Origin of the sequence: Staphylococcus sp. Mo2-1 (genome assembly GCF_046721385.1) — a bacterium.
Taxonomy (GTDB): Bacteria; Bacillota; Bacilli; order Staphylococcales; family Staphylococcaceae; genus Staphylococcus; species Staphylococcus equorum_A.
This window is the reverse complement of the sequence record NZ_JBEUUK010000001.1, coordinates 2,222,433-2,238,779: the sequence shown is the minus strand read 5'-3', so window position 1 is coordinate 2,238,779 and position 16,347 is coordinate 2,222,433. Positions and strand designations below refer to the sequence as shown.

At 35.6% G+C, this 16,347-nt stretch carries 14 protein-coding genes and 4 pseudogenes; 11 read left to right on the top strand and 7 right to left on the bottom strand.

Features of this window, described 5'->3' with window-relative positions; all coding sequences use genetic code 11:
• Window positions 1-21 precede the first annotated feature (21 nt).
• The 4 genes from ABLV95_RS11390 (at window position 22) to ABLV95_RS11375 (ending at window position 3,857) form a co-directional block, all read left to right on the top strand.
• Entirely contained in the window at window positions 22-540 is a 519-nt protein-coding gene (locus tag ABLV95_RS11390; protein WP_427706023.1) for a TetR/AcrR family transcriptional regulator, read from the top strand.
• 81 nt (window positions 541-621) lie between these two features.
• Entirely contained in the window at window positions 622-1,080 is a 459-nt protein-coding gene (locus tag ABLV95_RS11385) for a MarR family winged helix-turn-helix transcriptional regulator (protein ID WP_069816508.1), read from the top strand.
• 107 nt (window positions 1,081-1,187) lie between these two features.
• Entirely contained in the window at window positions 1,188-2,123 is a 936-nt protein-coding gene (locus ABLV95_RS11380) for a ketopantoate reductase family protein (RefSeq protein WP_460872107.1), read from the top strand.
• Between the two features lie 90 nt (window positions 2,124-2,213).
• Entirely contained in the window at window positions 2,214-3,857 is a 1,644-nt protein-coding gene (locus tag ABLV95_RS11375; RefSeq protein WP_460875724.1) for an alpha-keto acid decarboxylase family protein, read from the top strand.
• Window positions 3,858-4,011: 154 nt separating this feature from the next.
• Here the strand turns inward: ABLV95_RS11375 and ABLV95_RS11370 are convergent, their stop codons facing one another.
• Window positions 4,012-5,232, bottom strand: coding sequence for an NADH-dependent flavin oxidoreductase (locus ABLV95_RS11370; RefSeq protein ID WP_460872105.1), 1,221 nt, complete (start codon window positions 5,230-5,232; stop codon window positions 4,012-4,014).
• Between the two features lie 303 nt (window positions 5,233-5,535).
• Between ABLV95_RS11370 and ABLV95_RS11365 the strand changes: the two genes are divergently transcribed.
• The 6 genes and pseudogenes from ABLV95_RS11365 (at window position 5,536) to ABLV95_RS11340 (ending at window position 10,013) form a co-directional block, all read left to right on the top strand.
• Window positions 5,536-6,540 carry an LLM class flavin-dependent oxidoreductase gene (locus tag ABLV95_RS11365; RefSeq protein WP_069816515.1) on the top strand — a complete coding sequence of 335 codons (1,005 nt, stop codon included), beginning with the start codon at window positions 5,536-5,538 and terminating at the stop codon, window positions 6,538-6,540.
• Window positions 6,541-6,565: 25 nt separating this feature from the next.
• A complete protein-coding gene (locus tag ABLV95_RS11360; protein ID WP_002506490.1) occupies window positions 6,566-6,898 on the top strand; it encodes a glycine cleavage system H family protein in 333 nt (110 codons plus the stop codon).
• Window positions 6,899-6,901: 3 nt separating this feature from the next.
• Window positions 6,902-7,664, top strand: a pseudogene (locus ABLV95_RS11355) (protein-ADP-ribose hydrolase).
• A 17-nt stretch (window positions 7,665-7,681) separates the two neighbouring features.
• A pseudogene (locus ABLV95_RS11350) lies at window positions 7,682-8,567 on the top strand (SIR2 family NAD-dependent protein deacylase).
• 9 nt (window positions 8,568-8,576) lie between these two features.
• Window positions 8,577-9,599 carry a lipoate--protein ligase gene (locus ABLV95_RS11345; protein ID WP_427706031.1) on the top strand — a complete coding sequence of 341 codons (1,023 nt, stop codon included), beginning with the start codon at window positions 8,577-8,579 and terminating at the stop codon, window positions 9,597-9,599.
• Window positions 9,600-9,812: 213 nt separating this feature from the next.
• Window positions 9,813-10,013: a hypothetical protein gene (locus ABLV95_RS11340; RefSeq protein ID WP_069816524.1), complete on the top strand. Its 201-nt coding sequence runs from the start codon at window positions 9,813-9,815 to the stop codon at window positions 10,011-10,013.
• Window positions 10,014-10,085: 72 nt separating this feature from the next.
• Here the strand turns inward: ABLV95_RS11340 and ABLV95_RS11335 are convergent, their stop codons facing one another.
• Window positions 10,086-10,430: a general stress protein gene (locus ABLV95_RS11335; protein WP_460875722.1), complete on the bottom strand. Its 345-nt coding sequence runs from the start codon at window positions 10,428-10,430 to the stop codon at window positions 10,086-10,088.
• A 24-nt stretch (window positions 10,431-10,454) separates the two neighbouring features.
• Window positions 10,455-10,880 (bottom strand): hypothetical protein, encoded by a 426-nt coding sequence (locus ABLV95_RS11330; protein ID WP_460875720.1) that lies wholly within the window; start codon window positions 10,878-10,880, stop codon window positions 10,455-10,457.
• Window positions 10,881-11,125: 245 nt separating this feature from the next.
• Between ABLV95_RS11330 and ABLV95_RS11325 the strand changes: the two genes are divergently transcribed.
• Window positions 11,126-12,115 (top strand): Gfo/Idh/MocA family protein, encoded by a 990-nt coding sequence (locus ABLV95_RS11325; RefSeq protein WP_427706035.1) that lies wholly within the window; start codon window positions 11,126-11,128, stop codon window positions 12,113-12,115.
• 149 nt (window positions 12,116-12,264) lie between these two features.
• Here the strand turns inward: ABLV95_RS11325 and larC are convergent.
• The 4 genes and pseudogenes from larC to larA all read right to left on the bottom strand — a co-directional run bounded on the left by larC (window position 12,265) and on the right by larA (window position 16,345).
• Window positions 12,265-13,444 (bottom strand): annotated as a pseudogene (gene larC / locus ABLV95_RS11320) (nickel pincer cofactor biosynthesis protein LarC).
• A 16-nt stretch (window positions 13,445-13,460) separates the two neighbouring features.
• Window positions 13,461-14,219: a nickel pincer cofactor biosynthesis protein LarB gene (larB, locus tag ABLV95_RS11315; protein ID WP_069816534.1), complete on the bottom strand. Its 759-nt coding sequence runs from the start codon at window positions 14,217-14,219 to the stop codon at window positions 13,461-13,463.
• A gap of 21 nt (window positions 14,220-14,240) precedes the next feature.
• A complete protein-coding gene (larE, locus tag ABLV95_RS11310) occupies window positions 14,241-15,065 on the bottom strand; it encodes an ATP-dependent sacrificial sulfur transferase LarE (RefSeq protein ID WP_460872101.1) in 825 nt (274 codons plus the stop codon).
• A gap of 16 nt (window positions 15,066-15,081) precedes the next feature.
• A pseudogene (gene larA / locus ABLV95_RS11305) lies at window positions 15,082-16,345 on the bottom strand (nickel-dependent lactate racemase).
• Window positions 16,346-16,347: the final 2 nt, after the last annotated feature.

Sequence of the window (16,347 nt, the reverse complement as noted above, 5' to 3'; positions counted from 1 at the left end):
TTGATATTAAAAGGAGTTAAAATGGATAAACGAAAAGAAAAATCCCAAAAACTTATTATTCGTAGCTTTGTTGAACTGATTAGAGAAAAAGACTTTGATAAAATATCAATGAATGATATTGCTCAACATTCCAATATAAATAGAGGTACGATTTATTTGAATTTTATAGATAAGTACGACATTTTAGATCATGCAATTGATTATATTTTGGGCGCAGCAGTTGATAAATGCAATATTTATCTTGCAGAATCAGGAGATAATAAAGAAACGTTGCGTGAAGTCATGTACGTGATTGACGATCAGTACGATATTTTGAAAACTTTGGTTAAAAAGTCAGATCTTAATATGCTTAAGCAAACATTATCAAAGAAAATGCGCGACACCATAAATAAACAAAACAGTGAAATTACTGCCCAGTTTTTATCCTCTGCTGTAGTAGGCATTATTATATGGTGGATTGAAGAATCAAAACCATGTGATATAGATACTTTAGTAGGAGAGCTTTCCGGATTATTGGAGCCACATTTAAAGCACTTGTAGAGTTCGACTGAAGTGTTATCAATACATTAATTAGTAACCCCCCACTGATGCGCTAAAAATTACAAAAAAGGAATGTGAATAATGGAAGGTAATAATAATGATTATGAGAATTTGTTATTTTATTTTGCTTACAAAACGTTTATAAATACAGCAGATGAAATTATTGAAGCATATGGCTTAAATAGACAACATCATAGGTTCTTGTTTTTTATCGAAAAAGTACCTGGAATTACAATAAAAGATTTATTGAAAAGTTTAGAGATTTCTAAACAAGGCAGTCATGCAACGTTGAAAAAATTAAAAGATGAGGCATATATCACTGAACAACCCACTGAAGCGGATAAACGTATTAAAGCTTTGTACCCCACAGAAAAAGGAAAAAAATTAGTACAAGAACTTAATAAAACGCAAAATGATTTATTTCAAGATATACAGAAAAAAGTAGGCAATGATTGGTATGCGATAATGGAAGAATTTGCTTCTTATCGTACAGGATTCCAAGAAGTGAAATATTTAAAAGACGAGAATAAGAAAGACTAAATTATAAAAATCACTTTATGCCATTTAAATATTAAACATTTTCTAACCACAAATGGTGTAATTAACTTGTTGAATTACTATTATGAAATAAAGAAGAGGATGATTATATGGTTAAGATAGCAATTGCAGGGGCCGGAGCAATGGGTGGTCGTGTTGGAACGCAAATTGCCGAAGCAGGATATGATGTAACTTTAATAGATTATTGGACAGAACACATTACGAATATTCAGCAACATGGCTTGAATATACAAACAGAAAATGAAACATATCATATTAATATCAAAGCGCAGTTGCCAGAACAAATCGATGAACAATATGATTTGATTATCATTTTAACCAAAGCGATGGATTCAGAAGCAATGATCGAGGCGTTGAATGAAGCTAATGCGATTAAAGAAACGACGGCGGTATTAACAATGATGAATGGCTTAGGACATGAAGAACGTTTTGCCAAAATTATACCGAAATCACAAATATTTTTAGCAGTCACGATGTGGACAGCAGGATTAAGAGGCCCTGGACAAATACTATTAGAAGGTACAGGAACAATAGAACTGCAACGTGCAGACGGTGGCGAAGACTATCGTACAGAAGCGATAAATACAATTTTTAATAATGCAAAATTAAATTCTACGATCAGTGACAACGTCTTTGAATCTATATGGTCAAAAGCTACATTGAACAGTGTATTGAATCCATTATGTACGATTTTAGATAAAACAATAAACCAATTTTCACAATATGAACAAGCACGACAAATGGTTATTCCTATTATTGAAGAAATTGTAGCTGTAGCAAAAGCCCGTGGATTAGAACTCAATTTTGAAAATTTAATTAACAAAATTGAAGTCGCTTATCCAATTGAATCACAAGGCTTACATTATCCATCGATGCATCAAGATTTATATAAAGGGCGTCTAACAGAAATAGATTATTTAAATGGACAAATTGTTACATACGGTAAAGCCTGTGGTGTGGCGACGCCGAATAATGAAATGCTGACACATATGATTCATCAGTTAGAATTAACATATAAAAAATAGCGAAAAATAAAGTCAACATCATTGACCTTTCATCTTAATTAAGTTAAGTTTGTAGTGTAATAGAGATGGATAAAAAAGGGGAAATGATGAATGAAAAAACGTATAGGACAATATTTAATGGACTGTATCAGTGCTGTTGGCGTTGATAAAGTGTTTGGTGTGCCAGGTGACTTTAACCTTACTTTTCTAGATGATATTATTCGTCGTGATGACATAGAGTGGGTTGGTAACACAAATGAATTAAATGCTAGTTATGCGGCTGATGGCTATGCGCGCTTAAAAGGGATGAGCGCAATGGTAACAACATTTGGTGTAGGAGAACTCAGTGCTGTTAACGGTATTGCTGGCGCATATGCTGAACGTGTTCCGGTTATTCAAATTACCGGTGCGCCTACAAGAGCAGTAGAAAATGCAGGGAAATATGTCCATCATTCCTTAGGAGAAGGGAATTTTGATGACTATAGAAAAATGTATGAGCCGATTACAACGACACAAGCGTATCTTACGCCTGAAAATGCCCTAGTAGAAATACCTAGAGTAATTGAAGCAACACTAACTGAAAAACGTCCAGTGCATATACATTTACCAATTGACGTAGCAAGCGTAGAAATTGAAGTAGACCAACCGTTTGAATTGCCGCAACATCAGGAGATGGATGTTGCTAAGTATGTGAACATGATTAAAGAAAAGTTACAAAGTGCAGATAAACCAGTCATAATTACCGGCCACGAGATTAATAGTTTTGATTTACATGAAAAGCTTGAGCAATTTGTGAATCAAACGCATATTCCTGTAGCACAACTATCACTAGGCAAAGGTGCTTTTAATGAGGAAAATCCATATTACATGGGTATTTATGATGGCTCATTAGCAGAAGAAGATATTAGAAATTACGTGGATCAAAGTGATGCAATTTTGAATATTGGAGCGAAATTAACAGATTCAGCAACTGCAGGATATTCATATCAATTTGATATTGATGATGTCGTTATGATTAATCATCGTCATTTCAAAATGAATGAAACGAAAGATATGGGAGTCGCACTGATCGATTTATTGGATGGCTTAAATACAATTAATTACGTTAATGACACAACGTTCCCTCAATTTCAACGTCCTGAGGAAAACCAATACGATTTGAATGGAGATCCTTTATCTCAAGCAACTTATTTTAAAATGATGCAAGATTTTATTAAGCAAGATGACGTGATATTAGCTGAACAAGGCACATCATTCTTTGGTGCTTATGATTTAGCGTTATATAGTAACAATACATTTATAGGACAGCCTTTATGGGGTTCAATCGGCTATACACTACCGACGACACTGGGCACACAAATGGCAAATACACAGCGCAGAAATTTATTGTTAATTGGAGATGGATCTCTACAATTAACAGTACAAGAAATGTCTTCGATGATCAGAGCGCAAATCAAACCGATTATTTTTGTTATTAATAATGATGGTTATACAGTTGAACGTAAAATTCACGGAGAAAATGAGCCATACAATGATATTAAAATGTGGGATTATAAATTATTACCAACAGTCTTCGGTGGGAAAGATGAAGTCATCGTACACGATGTGACAACAAGTGAGACACTACAAAATACATTCTTCGAAATAGAGGCACAACCAGACATGATGCACCTAGTTGAAGTGAAGATGGCAGTACATGATGCACCACATAAATTAAATGCAATTGGCCAAGCATTTGCCAAACAAAATGGTTAAATTCACATAAAACCTAACAAGAAAGCATTGGACATGATACGGTCCAATGCTTTTTACATATTTTGAGATATTAATTCATTTTTACAAAGCAATCACGTGATATAAAAAAGACAAACAAAGCTGTTTTATCTGCTCAGTTTGTCAGTATTTTAAATTAATCTTTTTCTATTGCTTTATAATCTACTTGATCATAGTTTGTTTCAAGCTTACGTAACTCGTCACGGGTTTCTTTTTTTAACCCTTCGCCGTAGTCCATCATTTTAACGATATCTTTAAAAGCTGCGTATGGAATCGCGAGTTCATCAATATCGTCGATTGTTACATGTAAATCAATATCCTCTGGACGATCTTCTTGTAATTTTAAGACAAAATCTGGCTCTGTCACAAATGGAGACGACATCCCTACCATATCTGCATGTTGTAAGGCATCGAGCGCACTTTCAGGTGAATTAATACCACCACTAGCAATGACAGGAATTCTACCATCAAGGTAATCATGGACGACAGCATTGACATATTGTCCTGTGTGCTTGCCGTCAGAACGGACTTTATTTTGATAAATTTGACGTCCCCAACTTGCGATTGCTAAATATTGCACATTCGCTGTATCTAATACCCACTCTAGATGTTCGTTGAATTCGTCTATTGTATAACCGACATCACTACCTCGTGTTTCCTCAGGTGTAGCGCGATAGCCTAAAATAAATTGTGGTGGTGCTTCTTTATCAATGACATCTTGTACAGCGCCTAGTATTTCCAACCCGATACGTGCACGATTTTCCAAATTTTGATTTCCATATTGATCTGTTCGTTGGTTAGAAAAAGTAGAGAAAAATGTTTGTATAAGTAAGCGTTGGGCAGCTGAAACTTCTACACCATCAAAGCCAGCTTGTATAGCACGAGAAGTTGCCTCGGCATATTGACGCGTTACAGAGGTAATTTTATCTACAGACATAGCTAGAACGTCATGTTGAATAGGGACATTTAAAGACATAGGGCTTGGGCCATAAACTTGTCCATAATTTAAGATGGCTTGATTTGAAAATCGGCCTGCATGTGTCAGTTGTAAAATGGCTTTATTGCCATTTTTTTTCATTGCAGTTGCTAATTTTTTCAAACCAGGTATACAACTGTCATCAGTGATGCTAAAACCATATTCAAATAATTGACCATAAGGTTCAATATAGGCTGCACCTGTTACTTGTAGGGGCGCAGCGTGTGCCCGACGTTGTGCATAAAGTAGGTCTTGCTCGGTAATATGACCGTCTTGTGTTGAGGAATTCGTAGTCATAGGTGATAGCACAAAACGGTTATTGAAGACGACGCCATTGGGTAATGTTAATGGTTCGAATAATGCTTGATAATGAGTTTTCATAACTATAACCTCTATCTTCGTTGTAATATGTAATTTCAAATTAACACTAATAGGATATAGTGGTCAATTAAATAAAAATTATGGTGATTTTTTCAAGCAAAATGTAACAAAAATTTTCTATATCAGTTATCCTAGAGAGTGAGGGTAATTTAAAATGGGGAACATGTTTTGCAGTAACGTGTGCAAAGCTTTGTACATGGAATTTAGCATAACGGAGTTACGATATACACTCAAGCGAAAGTGCTTACATGATAAGCCCAAATAAAGTATATAAGGTCAGTACCGGTGGAGGTGGTCACACACGTGGTTCAATTGAATATTTTAGACTATGCTGTGATAGATGAAGGCAAGTCAGCACAAGATGCCTTACAAGACACAGTACGCTTAGCACAATTAGCAGACAATCTTGGTTATAAGCGCTTTTGGATGACGGAACATCATAATGTACCAGCATTTGCATGTAGCAGCCCAGAATTATTGATGATGCAATTACTGGCAAAGACGAAGCAAATTCGACTCGGTTCAGGTGGAGTAATGTTACCGCATTACAGCCCGTTTAAAGTGGCAGAAAATTTTCGATTATTAGAAGCATTTTACCCAGGCCGTGTAGACTTAGGTATCGGTAATAATTCTGGTACACCCAGTGTAAAACAAGCTATGAATGAAACGAAAACACATTTCTTAGACTACGAGCAGTCTATTACGGATGTGCGACACTATCTAACGGAGCATGAACCAGAGCAACGTTTTAAACAAGTATTCGCACAACCTCGTGTGACGACGATGCCTCAAATGTGGCTGTTAAGTACGAGTGTATCATCAGCACAAATGGCAGGACGTCAAGGCATAGGCTACACACTAGGGACTTTTTTATTACCTAATGAAAAAGCAATTAAAAAAGCTGAAAGTAGTGTGCAAGCTTATAGAGAAGCCTTTAAACCTACGGCATTAAATATGAAGCCTACTGTTATGCTCACTACATTTGTTGCAGTTGCTGATACAGCATCAGAAGCCGAAGCACTGGCACAAGCGTTAGACGTATGGCTATTAGGTAAACAACAATTTGCCGAATTTGAGCACCTGCCTTCTATCGAAACTGCAAGATTGTATCAACGTTCTGAAAGAGATGAACGTTTGATTACTCAAAGCCGTGCTCGTATAATTGTAGGTACAAAAGAAAGTGCAAAAAAACAAATAGACACAATGATTCAAACATTTAATGCTGACGAAGTGATGGTTGTACCCTTGATTCCAGACATAGCGCAACGCTGTCGTACAATCGAATTACTCGCGCAAATATATTTATAACAAGTTGGAGAAAGGAAGATATTTTATGAAAAAATTAGCGAATTATTTATGGGTAGAAAAAGTTGGAGAACAGTATGTATACAGTATGACACCTGAATTACAAGATGATGTAGGAACAGTAGGTTATGTTGAATTTATGGGTGGAGACGATATTAAAGTGGACGACGAAATCGTTAGTATTGAAGCTTCTAAAACAGTATTAGACGTTCAATCACCATTAGCAGGTAAAATTGTTGCACGTAATACAAAAGCTGAAGATGAACCAACACTTTTAAATTCTGAAAAAGCTGAAGAAAATTGGTTGGTTAAATTAGAAAATGTTGACGAAGCAGCATTTAATGCACTTCCTGAGGCATAAAATATGCAACAAACAGAACGTTTGGCGTATTTGATTGAGTATTTGTGGCAAGAGACACATGACGGTGCCATTGCAGACTTACCTGATACGGAAGCAGAACGTTTCGAAATGTTTCGAAGGTTAGTAAATGTAAGGCCAAGCAACACCGATTGCAGCAGATTTTATTGAGATGCAGGATGTATTTTTAAAAAATTACAATGCGCAACAAGTTACGTCTCTAACATCATTAACCCCATATCTCAATGACGATATATATTTATGGCAAGGTGATATCACGCAGCTTGAGGTAGACGCCATTGTAAATGCGGCTAACAGTAAGCTGTTAGGCTGTTTTGAGCCGAATCATAACTGTATCGATAATATCATCCATACTAAAGCAGGCGTCCAGTTACGTTTAGCTTGTGCAGATTTAATAGATAAACAAGGTAGACGTGAAGGTGTTGGTAAAGCAAAAATCACCCCTGGTTATAACTTGCCTGCTCAATATGTCATTCATACAGTGGGACCACAAATTCGTAAGACACCGGTGTCACAAATGAACCGTGATTTACTTGCGCGCTCGTATCGAAGTTGTCTCGAACTTGCGGATCAGCAAAACTTATCAAGTATTGCTTTTTGTTGTATTTCAACAGGCGTATTTGGTTTCCCTCAAGATGAGGCAACACAGATAGCAATTTCGACTGTAATGCATTATAAACAAGAACATCATTCTGATATAAGTGTGATTTTCAATGTATTTACAGATAAAGATGCTCGCATTGTATAAGGAAGGACTGAAACATTATGACTGAATCAACTTGGGATGTCTTAACTACAAATTATGATCGACAATCCGATATATTAGCAGATGCTTTAAATGAAGCGGAAGCAGTTGTAGTTGGGATAGGCGCCGGTATGTCAGCATCAGACGGGTTTACGTATATAGGTGAGCGTTTCACACAAAATTTCCCAGATTTTATTAAAAAATACGGTTTCTTTGATATGTTACAAGCAAGTCTTCATACATTCGAAAGTTGGCAGGAGTATTGGGCATTTCAAAGTCGATTTGTTGCGCTGAATTATTTAGACCAACCTGTAGGCGCATCTTATACTGCGCTTAATCAAATTTTAAGTCATAAAGATTATCATATCATCACGACGAATGCAGATAATGCATTTGCAGTGGCAGATTTTGATTTGGATAAAGTTTTTCATATTCAAGGAGAGTACATCTTGTGGCAATGTAGTCAACATTGTCATGCGCAGACTTATCGTGATGATGCTCGCAATACGTCAAATGATTGCAGAACAAGAGCATATGGAAGTGCCACGAGAACTCTTGCCGCATTGCCCTAAATGTGATGCGCCGATGGAAATTAATAAGCGAAAAGCACAGGTTGGTATGGTAGAGGATGCAGATTTTCATGCGCAGTTATCTCGCTACAATCAGTTCCTTGAGGCACATAAAGAAGATAAAGTATTATATCTAGAAATAGGTATCGGTTATACGACACCACAATATGTGAAACAACCTTTTCAACGCATGACACGACATAATCCAAATGCCTTATTTATGACAATGAATAAGAAAGCATATCGTATTCCAGAGAATATTCGAGATAGAACAATACATCTAACTGAAGATATTTCAACACTCATGATAGAAGCCAACAAAAAATTAACTATATAGGAGAACAATATGTATTTAATTGAACCTATTCGCAATGGCGAATATATAACAGATGGTGCAGTTGCATTAGCGATGCAAATTCACGTTAGCCAAAATATATTTTTAAATGAGGATATCTTATTTCCGTATATCTGTGATCCAAAAGTGGAGATAGGTCGTTTTCAAAATACTGCGGTAGAAATTAACCAAGATTATTTAGACGAACATGGTATTCAAGTCGTTCGTCGTGATACAGGTGGTGGCGCAGTTTATGTAGACAGTGGTGCAGTGAATATGTGTTGTATTTTAGAAAAAGACGATACAATTTATGGTAATTTCAAACGCTTTTACGAACCAGGTATACAGGCTTTACATCAACTGGGTGCAACAGAAGTTGTGCAAAGTGGACGTAATGATTTAGCCATTCACGATAAAAAAGTATCTGGGGCGGCAATGACTTTGATTAAGGGACGTATCTATGGTGGCTATTCTTTATTATTGGATGTAGATTATGAACCTATGGTTAAAGTATTGAAGCCGAATCGTAAAAAGATAGAATCTAAAGGTATTAAATCTGTAAGATCACGTGTAGGCAATATTCGTGAATATTTGGCACCAGAATATCAAAATGTAACGATCCATGAATTTAAAGATTTGATGGTTAAAGAGATTTTAGGCATTGATGATATGAATGACGCAAAGCGTTATGAATTAACTGATGCTGATTGGGAAGCCGTTGATGAAATGCTAGCCTCAAAATATAAAAATTGGGAATGGAATTTTGGTGGTTCTCCACGCTATGAATATAATAGAGACGCGAGATTAGCGGCAGGCACGATTGATATCTCTCTTTCTGTAGAAAAAGGACGTATTTCAGCATGTCGTATTTATGGAGATTTCTTTGGTCAAGGCGACATTAAAGATGTTGAAGAACAACTCAAAGACGTACGTGTAGTCAAAGAGGATTTGTTAAAAGCTTTAAGTGAAATAGACATTACATATTATTTCGGTAAAGCCACTGCAGAAGAATTAGTAGATGTAATATTAAGTTAATGAACATTGATTATCAAGGCTGGGACATAAATACATGTCTCAGCTTTAATTATTATATACAAGTTGGTCATCATGCCATTTACTGATTTTACAAATGAATGTATTAAAAAGGAAAAGCAGTTTATTATGTTTTCTTTGATTTGAAAAATAGCTTAAGGGTAAAAGATGAAGAGATTCGAAATACAATTAGCTTTTACTTAAGGAGGTTGTAGCATGGATAAGCAACATATTAAAGAAGCGCTAGATAAGCATTCAGAAATAATTATCGAAACTATAGAACATGACCGCATTACTGTAAAGAAAATTGAAGATAACGACGATGCACAGTATTTACATGTATTGGAGCCTAAAGACCAAAAAGTAGAAATTGCTAAAATTACAGATCTCCAAGAAAATAACTTTAATCAATTATAATCAATATGTATAAAAGATATAATGTACCCCGCATCCTAATTAAAAGAATGCGGGGTACATTGATTTAGCTAATTAATTTAAATTTAGAGTACGTTTGCTCGCGCGTTGATCTGTAACAATGAGTAGTACATTACCCTGATCCATAAGTTCTTCGTAATCTTGTGCATCACTTTCAGAAACGCCAAGAATTTGTAACTTATCTCTTAGTTGATCACCTTGTTTTGGTTCTTTTTCGCCAACATTGGAACGATTGTAATCAATGCCAGAGACTTCTGTATTTTTCACGATACGTGCTGTATGATCGGCATCATGAGATAGAACATAAATGTCTTTTGCATTAATTTTTTGATCTTTCAATGTGTTGATATTAATTTCAATATCTTCGTCATTTGAATAAGCTTTAACAATTGGTGTCATATACATACTCCTTTAATAATTGAATTATTTTATAATGCCACTATTTGTTTTTTCATTTTCATTGACCGTTTTAAGACGTTCATAACGATCATGTGCGATATAAAATTTAGTGTGTTTAAGAGAAAAGTCATATAGTTCTTCTCTTTTAATACCTTCAGGCATTTCAAATTCTGTCACGACTTTTTCTTCACTTTGATTTTCTACTTGTACGACTTGTTCAGGTTCAACATCTAATGTTTCTTTAGGATAAACCAAAGCAATTGTTGTTTTACTTTCTTTAACATCTTCTAAATTTTCTATTTGAAAAGCTTCGTTAATATAGTTTTCTACTCTTTTTTCGCGTTTACGTTTTCTTTTATTAACTGCGCCTTCCTTTTTATAATTTTTTCGGAAAATGAAATAGATAATTAAAACGATTACTATAAATATTAAAAAATAAAATATGGACACAAAAATGCCTCCTTTATTTAAAGAATATAAAATGATTTTATGTTATACCTTTATACTAATTGTATACCACTAGTGAGATTTTCAAAACAAAATACGAATTGTATCAAGGCTGTAGTTTTTGAATTGCATGATGAATTCAAATATAATGGTATATTGAATGGATTTTAAAATAGCTATCAATAATTTAATATTGCACCAAGTGATAATACATCATCATTTAGATTAAGTGAGAAGGAGAGACAAACATGAAATTAGGTATCGTAGGGGCGGGCAAGATTGTCAAAGAAGCATTACCAGTGATGGAAGAAATTTCAGACATTGAGTTTCATAGCATTGTTTCAACAGGAAGAAATCCAGAAAATGTAGAAAGTTTACAAAAACAATTTAATATTAAAACAATTTTTACAGACTATAATCAGTTTCTTCAAGATGAAGATATGGATACGATTTATTTAGCTGTACCAAATCATCTGCACTTTGATTATGCACGCAAAGCAATTGAGCAACAGAAGCATGTAATATGTGAAAAACCATTTACTTTAACTAAAGAAGAATTAACAACATTAAAAGCATTGGCTGAAGCGCATAACGTTATTATTATCGAAGCTATTACTAACCTTTATTTGAGTAATTATGATGTATTGAAACAATCTGTGAGTGAAATAGGGACTTGTAAAATAGCCCAATTTAATTATTCACAGTACTCTTCAAGATATGATAATTTCAAAAAAGGCATCATTCAACCTGCTTTCGATCCTGAGAAGGGTGGAGGCGCACTCATGGATATCAATGTATACAATATCCATTTAGCAGTTGGGCTCTTCGGTATGCCTAAAGGTGTTGCTTATTTTGCTAACGTTAAAAACGATATTGATACATCTGGTATCTTAAATCTTGATTATGATGAAATGAAAGTTGTTTGTATTGGTGCAAAAGACTCTAGTTCTGACAATCAGTCGTACATACAAGGTGAAAATGCAACAATTCATATTAAAGGTCCAACAAATGAACTAAAAGCGTTTGATCTAACATTTAACCAAGGTGGTACGCAATCATATCAAGTTAATCAACAAAAACATCGTATGTACGAAGAATTTGTGAAGATGGTTCAGATTATTAATGATAAAAACTTCGATTTAGCAGAAGAAAAATTAGAACATAGTATTCAAGTTGTTGAAGTACTTGAACTTGCATTAGATAGTGCAAATATTAAAGTAGGTCCTTCTCTAAAATAATTTAAGCAATAAAAAATCCAGTACTTCACTTAAGTGTGAGTGCTGGATTTTATGCTGTCTCTTGAGTTTTTAATTTTGAAGCAGTCTTTTGTGCACGCTTTCCGCGGGCACAGCCTCAGCCTGTAGTCTTTGGCTCGTGCTAGGTTATTTTATTCGTCTATTTTAATGTGGTTATAAACTTCATGCTGTATTTCATTGTAAACAGTTGAGAAAGACTTGCCAGATTGAATTGCTGCATTTTTTACATCTTCAAATTCTGGTTTCGCTTTGATAATTTTATTATGCATCATGCCTATTTTCACTAATATAGCACCATACTTTGTGTGAATTGTTTGAAACTGGCGATGGAGAATTTTGCGATTGACTGCATAACTTCTTACACCTAAAGAGGTTGTATTTTTAAGTATATAGTCTTCAAAGTATTGTGCGTCGTCAATTTTACTAATCACTGTAAGTTGTGTGGCGGGCCTACTTTTCTTCATCGTAATTGGAGTAAAGTAAGCATCTAACGCACCGTCATCCAGTACTTGTTCTATAAAGAAACCAAGCATCTCTGGTGTCATATCATCAATCTGGCACACTATCACTTGGACTTGTGTCGGCGTGTTTTCTTTTACTGTATATTGAATTGTTCGTAAAACATTGGGAAAATCGAAATCTTTTGTGCCACAACCATAACCGATTTGCTCCATGGTTACTGCGGGTAAAGGGCCGATTTCCGAAACCAATGCTTTAATAAAACCAGCGCCAGTCGGTGTTGTCAATTCACTGTTAACATCAAATGAAGCAAGCGGGATGCCTTTGAGTATTTCAGCAGTAGTCAGGGCAGGCACTGGATAGACACCGTGTGCGATATTGATTTTCCCGTTACCAGTTGGAATAGGCGAGGCATAGAGTTCATCTATAGCTAAATCTTCTAGTGCAAGACATCCGCCAATAATATCAATGATAGAGTCCATAGCACCAACTTCATGAAAGTGAACATCTTCAACAGACATACCGTGAATTTTAGCTTCTGCGTGTGCGATCACGTCAAATACCCTGAGGCTTCGATCCTTTACTCTGCTTGGCAAGCTACTCTCTTTGATCATCTTAAAGATATCTGATGCTTTTCTATGATGGTGCGCTTCTTCGAAATCAATGTTAAGTGACATGGCTTGAATGCCTTGTTTGTTTTGAGTTGAGAAGTCGAGTTTGAAATGATTGAGCGGTAATGTTTTTAATTGTGATTCAATAAAGGTGACATCCGCACCTAAATCTACAAGTGAAGACAATAACATATCTCCGAGCAATACCGGCGTGACAATCAAGATAAATCGCTTTGGACATAATGTTTCACTCCGTTCTAAGCATTTTCAATCATTTTTATAATCATTGCGGCATTATAGCCACCGCCAAATCCATTATCAATGTTGAGCACACTCGTACCAGGTGCACAAGAATTAACCATAGATAATAGTGTGGTAACGCCATCTAAATTGGCGCCGTAACCAACGCTCGTAGGTATTGAAAAGACTGGGTGATCAACTAAACCGGCAACAACACTAGATAGCGCGCCCTCCATACCGGCGATAACTACGGACACCTTACTTTGACGAATTGTTTCGATATGTGCAAAAAGACGATGGATGCCTGAAACACCTACGTCATAAAAACGTTGTACTGAAATACCCATAACTTCAGCTGTAATAGCCGCTTCTTCGGCTACTGGTAGATCAGACGTACCGGCGCAAATAATCGCCGCAAAATGTTCCGTTTTATTAATTTTATTAACAGGTGTACAAACGATACGTGCTGTCTCATGGTATTCAAGTTGTGGATATTTAGCGATGATATCATCTGCTTTAATTTGATCAATTCTAGTAATTAAAATGACTTCATCATGCTTTATTAATGTGTGTACGATTTCGTCTAATTGCGTTACAGTTTTTCCTTCCCCAAATATAACTTCTGGAAAGCCTTGTCGTTTTGTTCTGTGTAAATCAATTTTTGCAAAACCTAATTCATCATAATGACTCAATTTATCTTTTGCTTCTGTAATGGAAAGCGCATTCTCTTTTACCGCTAGAAGTAATGACTCTATTGGGTCTTGGTTTTCAGTCATAGTTATGCCACCTTTATTTTGTTAAATCTCATCTTGTGTATTGATGACTTCATTCATGCTGCCTGTACGATAGCCCTCTAAATCAATAGTTACATAATCAAAACCAAGTTCTTTCAAGCGAAGTGTGATTTGATTTTTATATTGAAGCACTGCGAGGATAGCTGTGTCGTCTACTTCTATTCTTGCGATATTATTATGATAGCGTACTCTGACATGATTAATGTTTAAGCTTAAAATGAATTTTTCAGCTTCATTTACTTTGTTAACCTTTGTGAAATTTAAAGGTTCACCATAAGGAATTCGAGATGCCAAGCTACATAATGCAGGCTTATTCCATACAGGTAGATCATTGGATTTACTTAGTTCTCTAATTTCAGATTTATACAATTCAACTTCTTGTAGCACACTTCTAACACCGAATTCAGTTCTTGCTTTGAGCCCAGGTCTGAAGTCATCTAAATCATCCATAATCATGCCATCGAGAACATAGTCGAAATTGTAGTTTACTCTTAAGTCTTCAAGTTTTGAATATAATAAGCGTTTACTGTAATACCAACTGCTTGGTGTGTTTTCAACTATATTTGGATCTTTTAATTCTTCAATTTCAGTTTCTATCACATTGGCATTTAGTGATTCAGCTAAACGAAGGGCTTGGTCAAATTCTTCATTTCTAAATAATTCGGATTTTACAATAACTGCTTTTACATTGTCAGTGCCGAGTACATCGATAGCTTTCTTTAATACAAAGCTACTATCTACACCTCCTGAAAAAGCGACGATTACACGATTCATATTTTTTAATACACGTTCTAATTGTTGTTCTTTAGTTAATACTTCAGTTAACATAATGATTCCTCCTAAATTATGATTCTACGTATGGGATAGTAAGTGGACCGAGTGGCATAACACCTATCGTCATATCTTTTCCATATTTATCTTCTAATGCTTTAAGTGTCTCATTAATATTATGCACCGGATGCAACATGGCATCTTGGGTTTGTTGGTCACTGAGTTTAGAATATAAATAAACATCAGCGAAAGTTTGAATCACAGCCTGTTTTTGTACTTGCCATTGGTCAAGCATCGCGAAGTTAGGGTCACTGATCATGTCGACAAGCCCTTGAGGGGAGTCAGCCATTTTTAGTATCTCTGCATAATTGCCATGATTAGGATAGCCATCGCTACATTCAGATAACATGATAATGCTGCCACCTTCTTTAACTACTTTATGTGCTCGCACTCATGCCTTTAACTGTTTGATATAAGTTTTGATCTAAAGGATAGCCTGAGTTAGAAGCAATCACGACATCAAAACGCTCATCACACTTGAACATCGCATGTGCTTTTGCATATTCACATCCTTTATCATGTGCTTCGTATAATTCACCGGCGAATACTTCGGTAATCGCTTTTTCTTTATTCAACGTGACGTTGAGCATAAAGTCTGGTTTGCACATTGCATTGATTTCCCGGGTCATATTTTGCACAGGATTATCTTGCATATTGCCCCAAGTTGAACGTATATCGCCAATCATTTTAGCGTTATGAAATGTCATAATTGTTTCTATGCCGGCAATGCCAGGCATAATCCCTTTAGGACCACCAGAGAAGCCAGCGAAGAAGTGAGGCTCGATAAAACCGGTGACAATTTTAAAGTCAGATTCAACATAATCTTTGTTCAGGTAGACATCACAACCATATTGACTATGGCCTACTTTTTTAAGTGTATCCTTATCATTACAATGATTATGTACAATTTTCACTTTGCTTACTATGTCTTCACCAAGCATTTGTACAAGTTCTTCTCGTGTTTGATCGCGATGTGTACCTGTACCATTGATAATTACAAAATTTTCTAAAGGTACGTGGGCTAATGTTTCTATTAGTAATGGTACAAGAATGTGATTAGGTGTTGGTCGTGTGATGTCACTAATAACAATAGATACAGTTTGGTCAGCACTCACCATGTCTTGCAATGGTTCGGAGCCAATTGGATTATTTAATGCTGTGCGTATCGCAGTTACATGGTCTTCGAGTGGCTCAATGTTTTTGGGTTCAATTAATACACTTTGTTCTGGCAAGTCAACTTCAACGTTTGATTTGCCGTATAAAATCGTAGTTTTCAAAG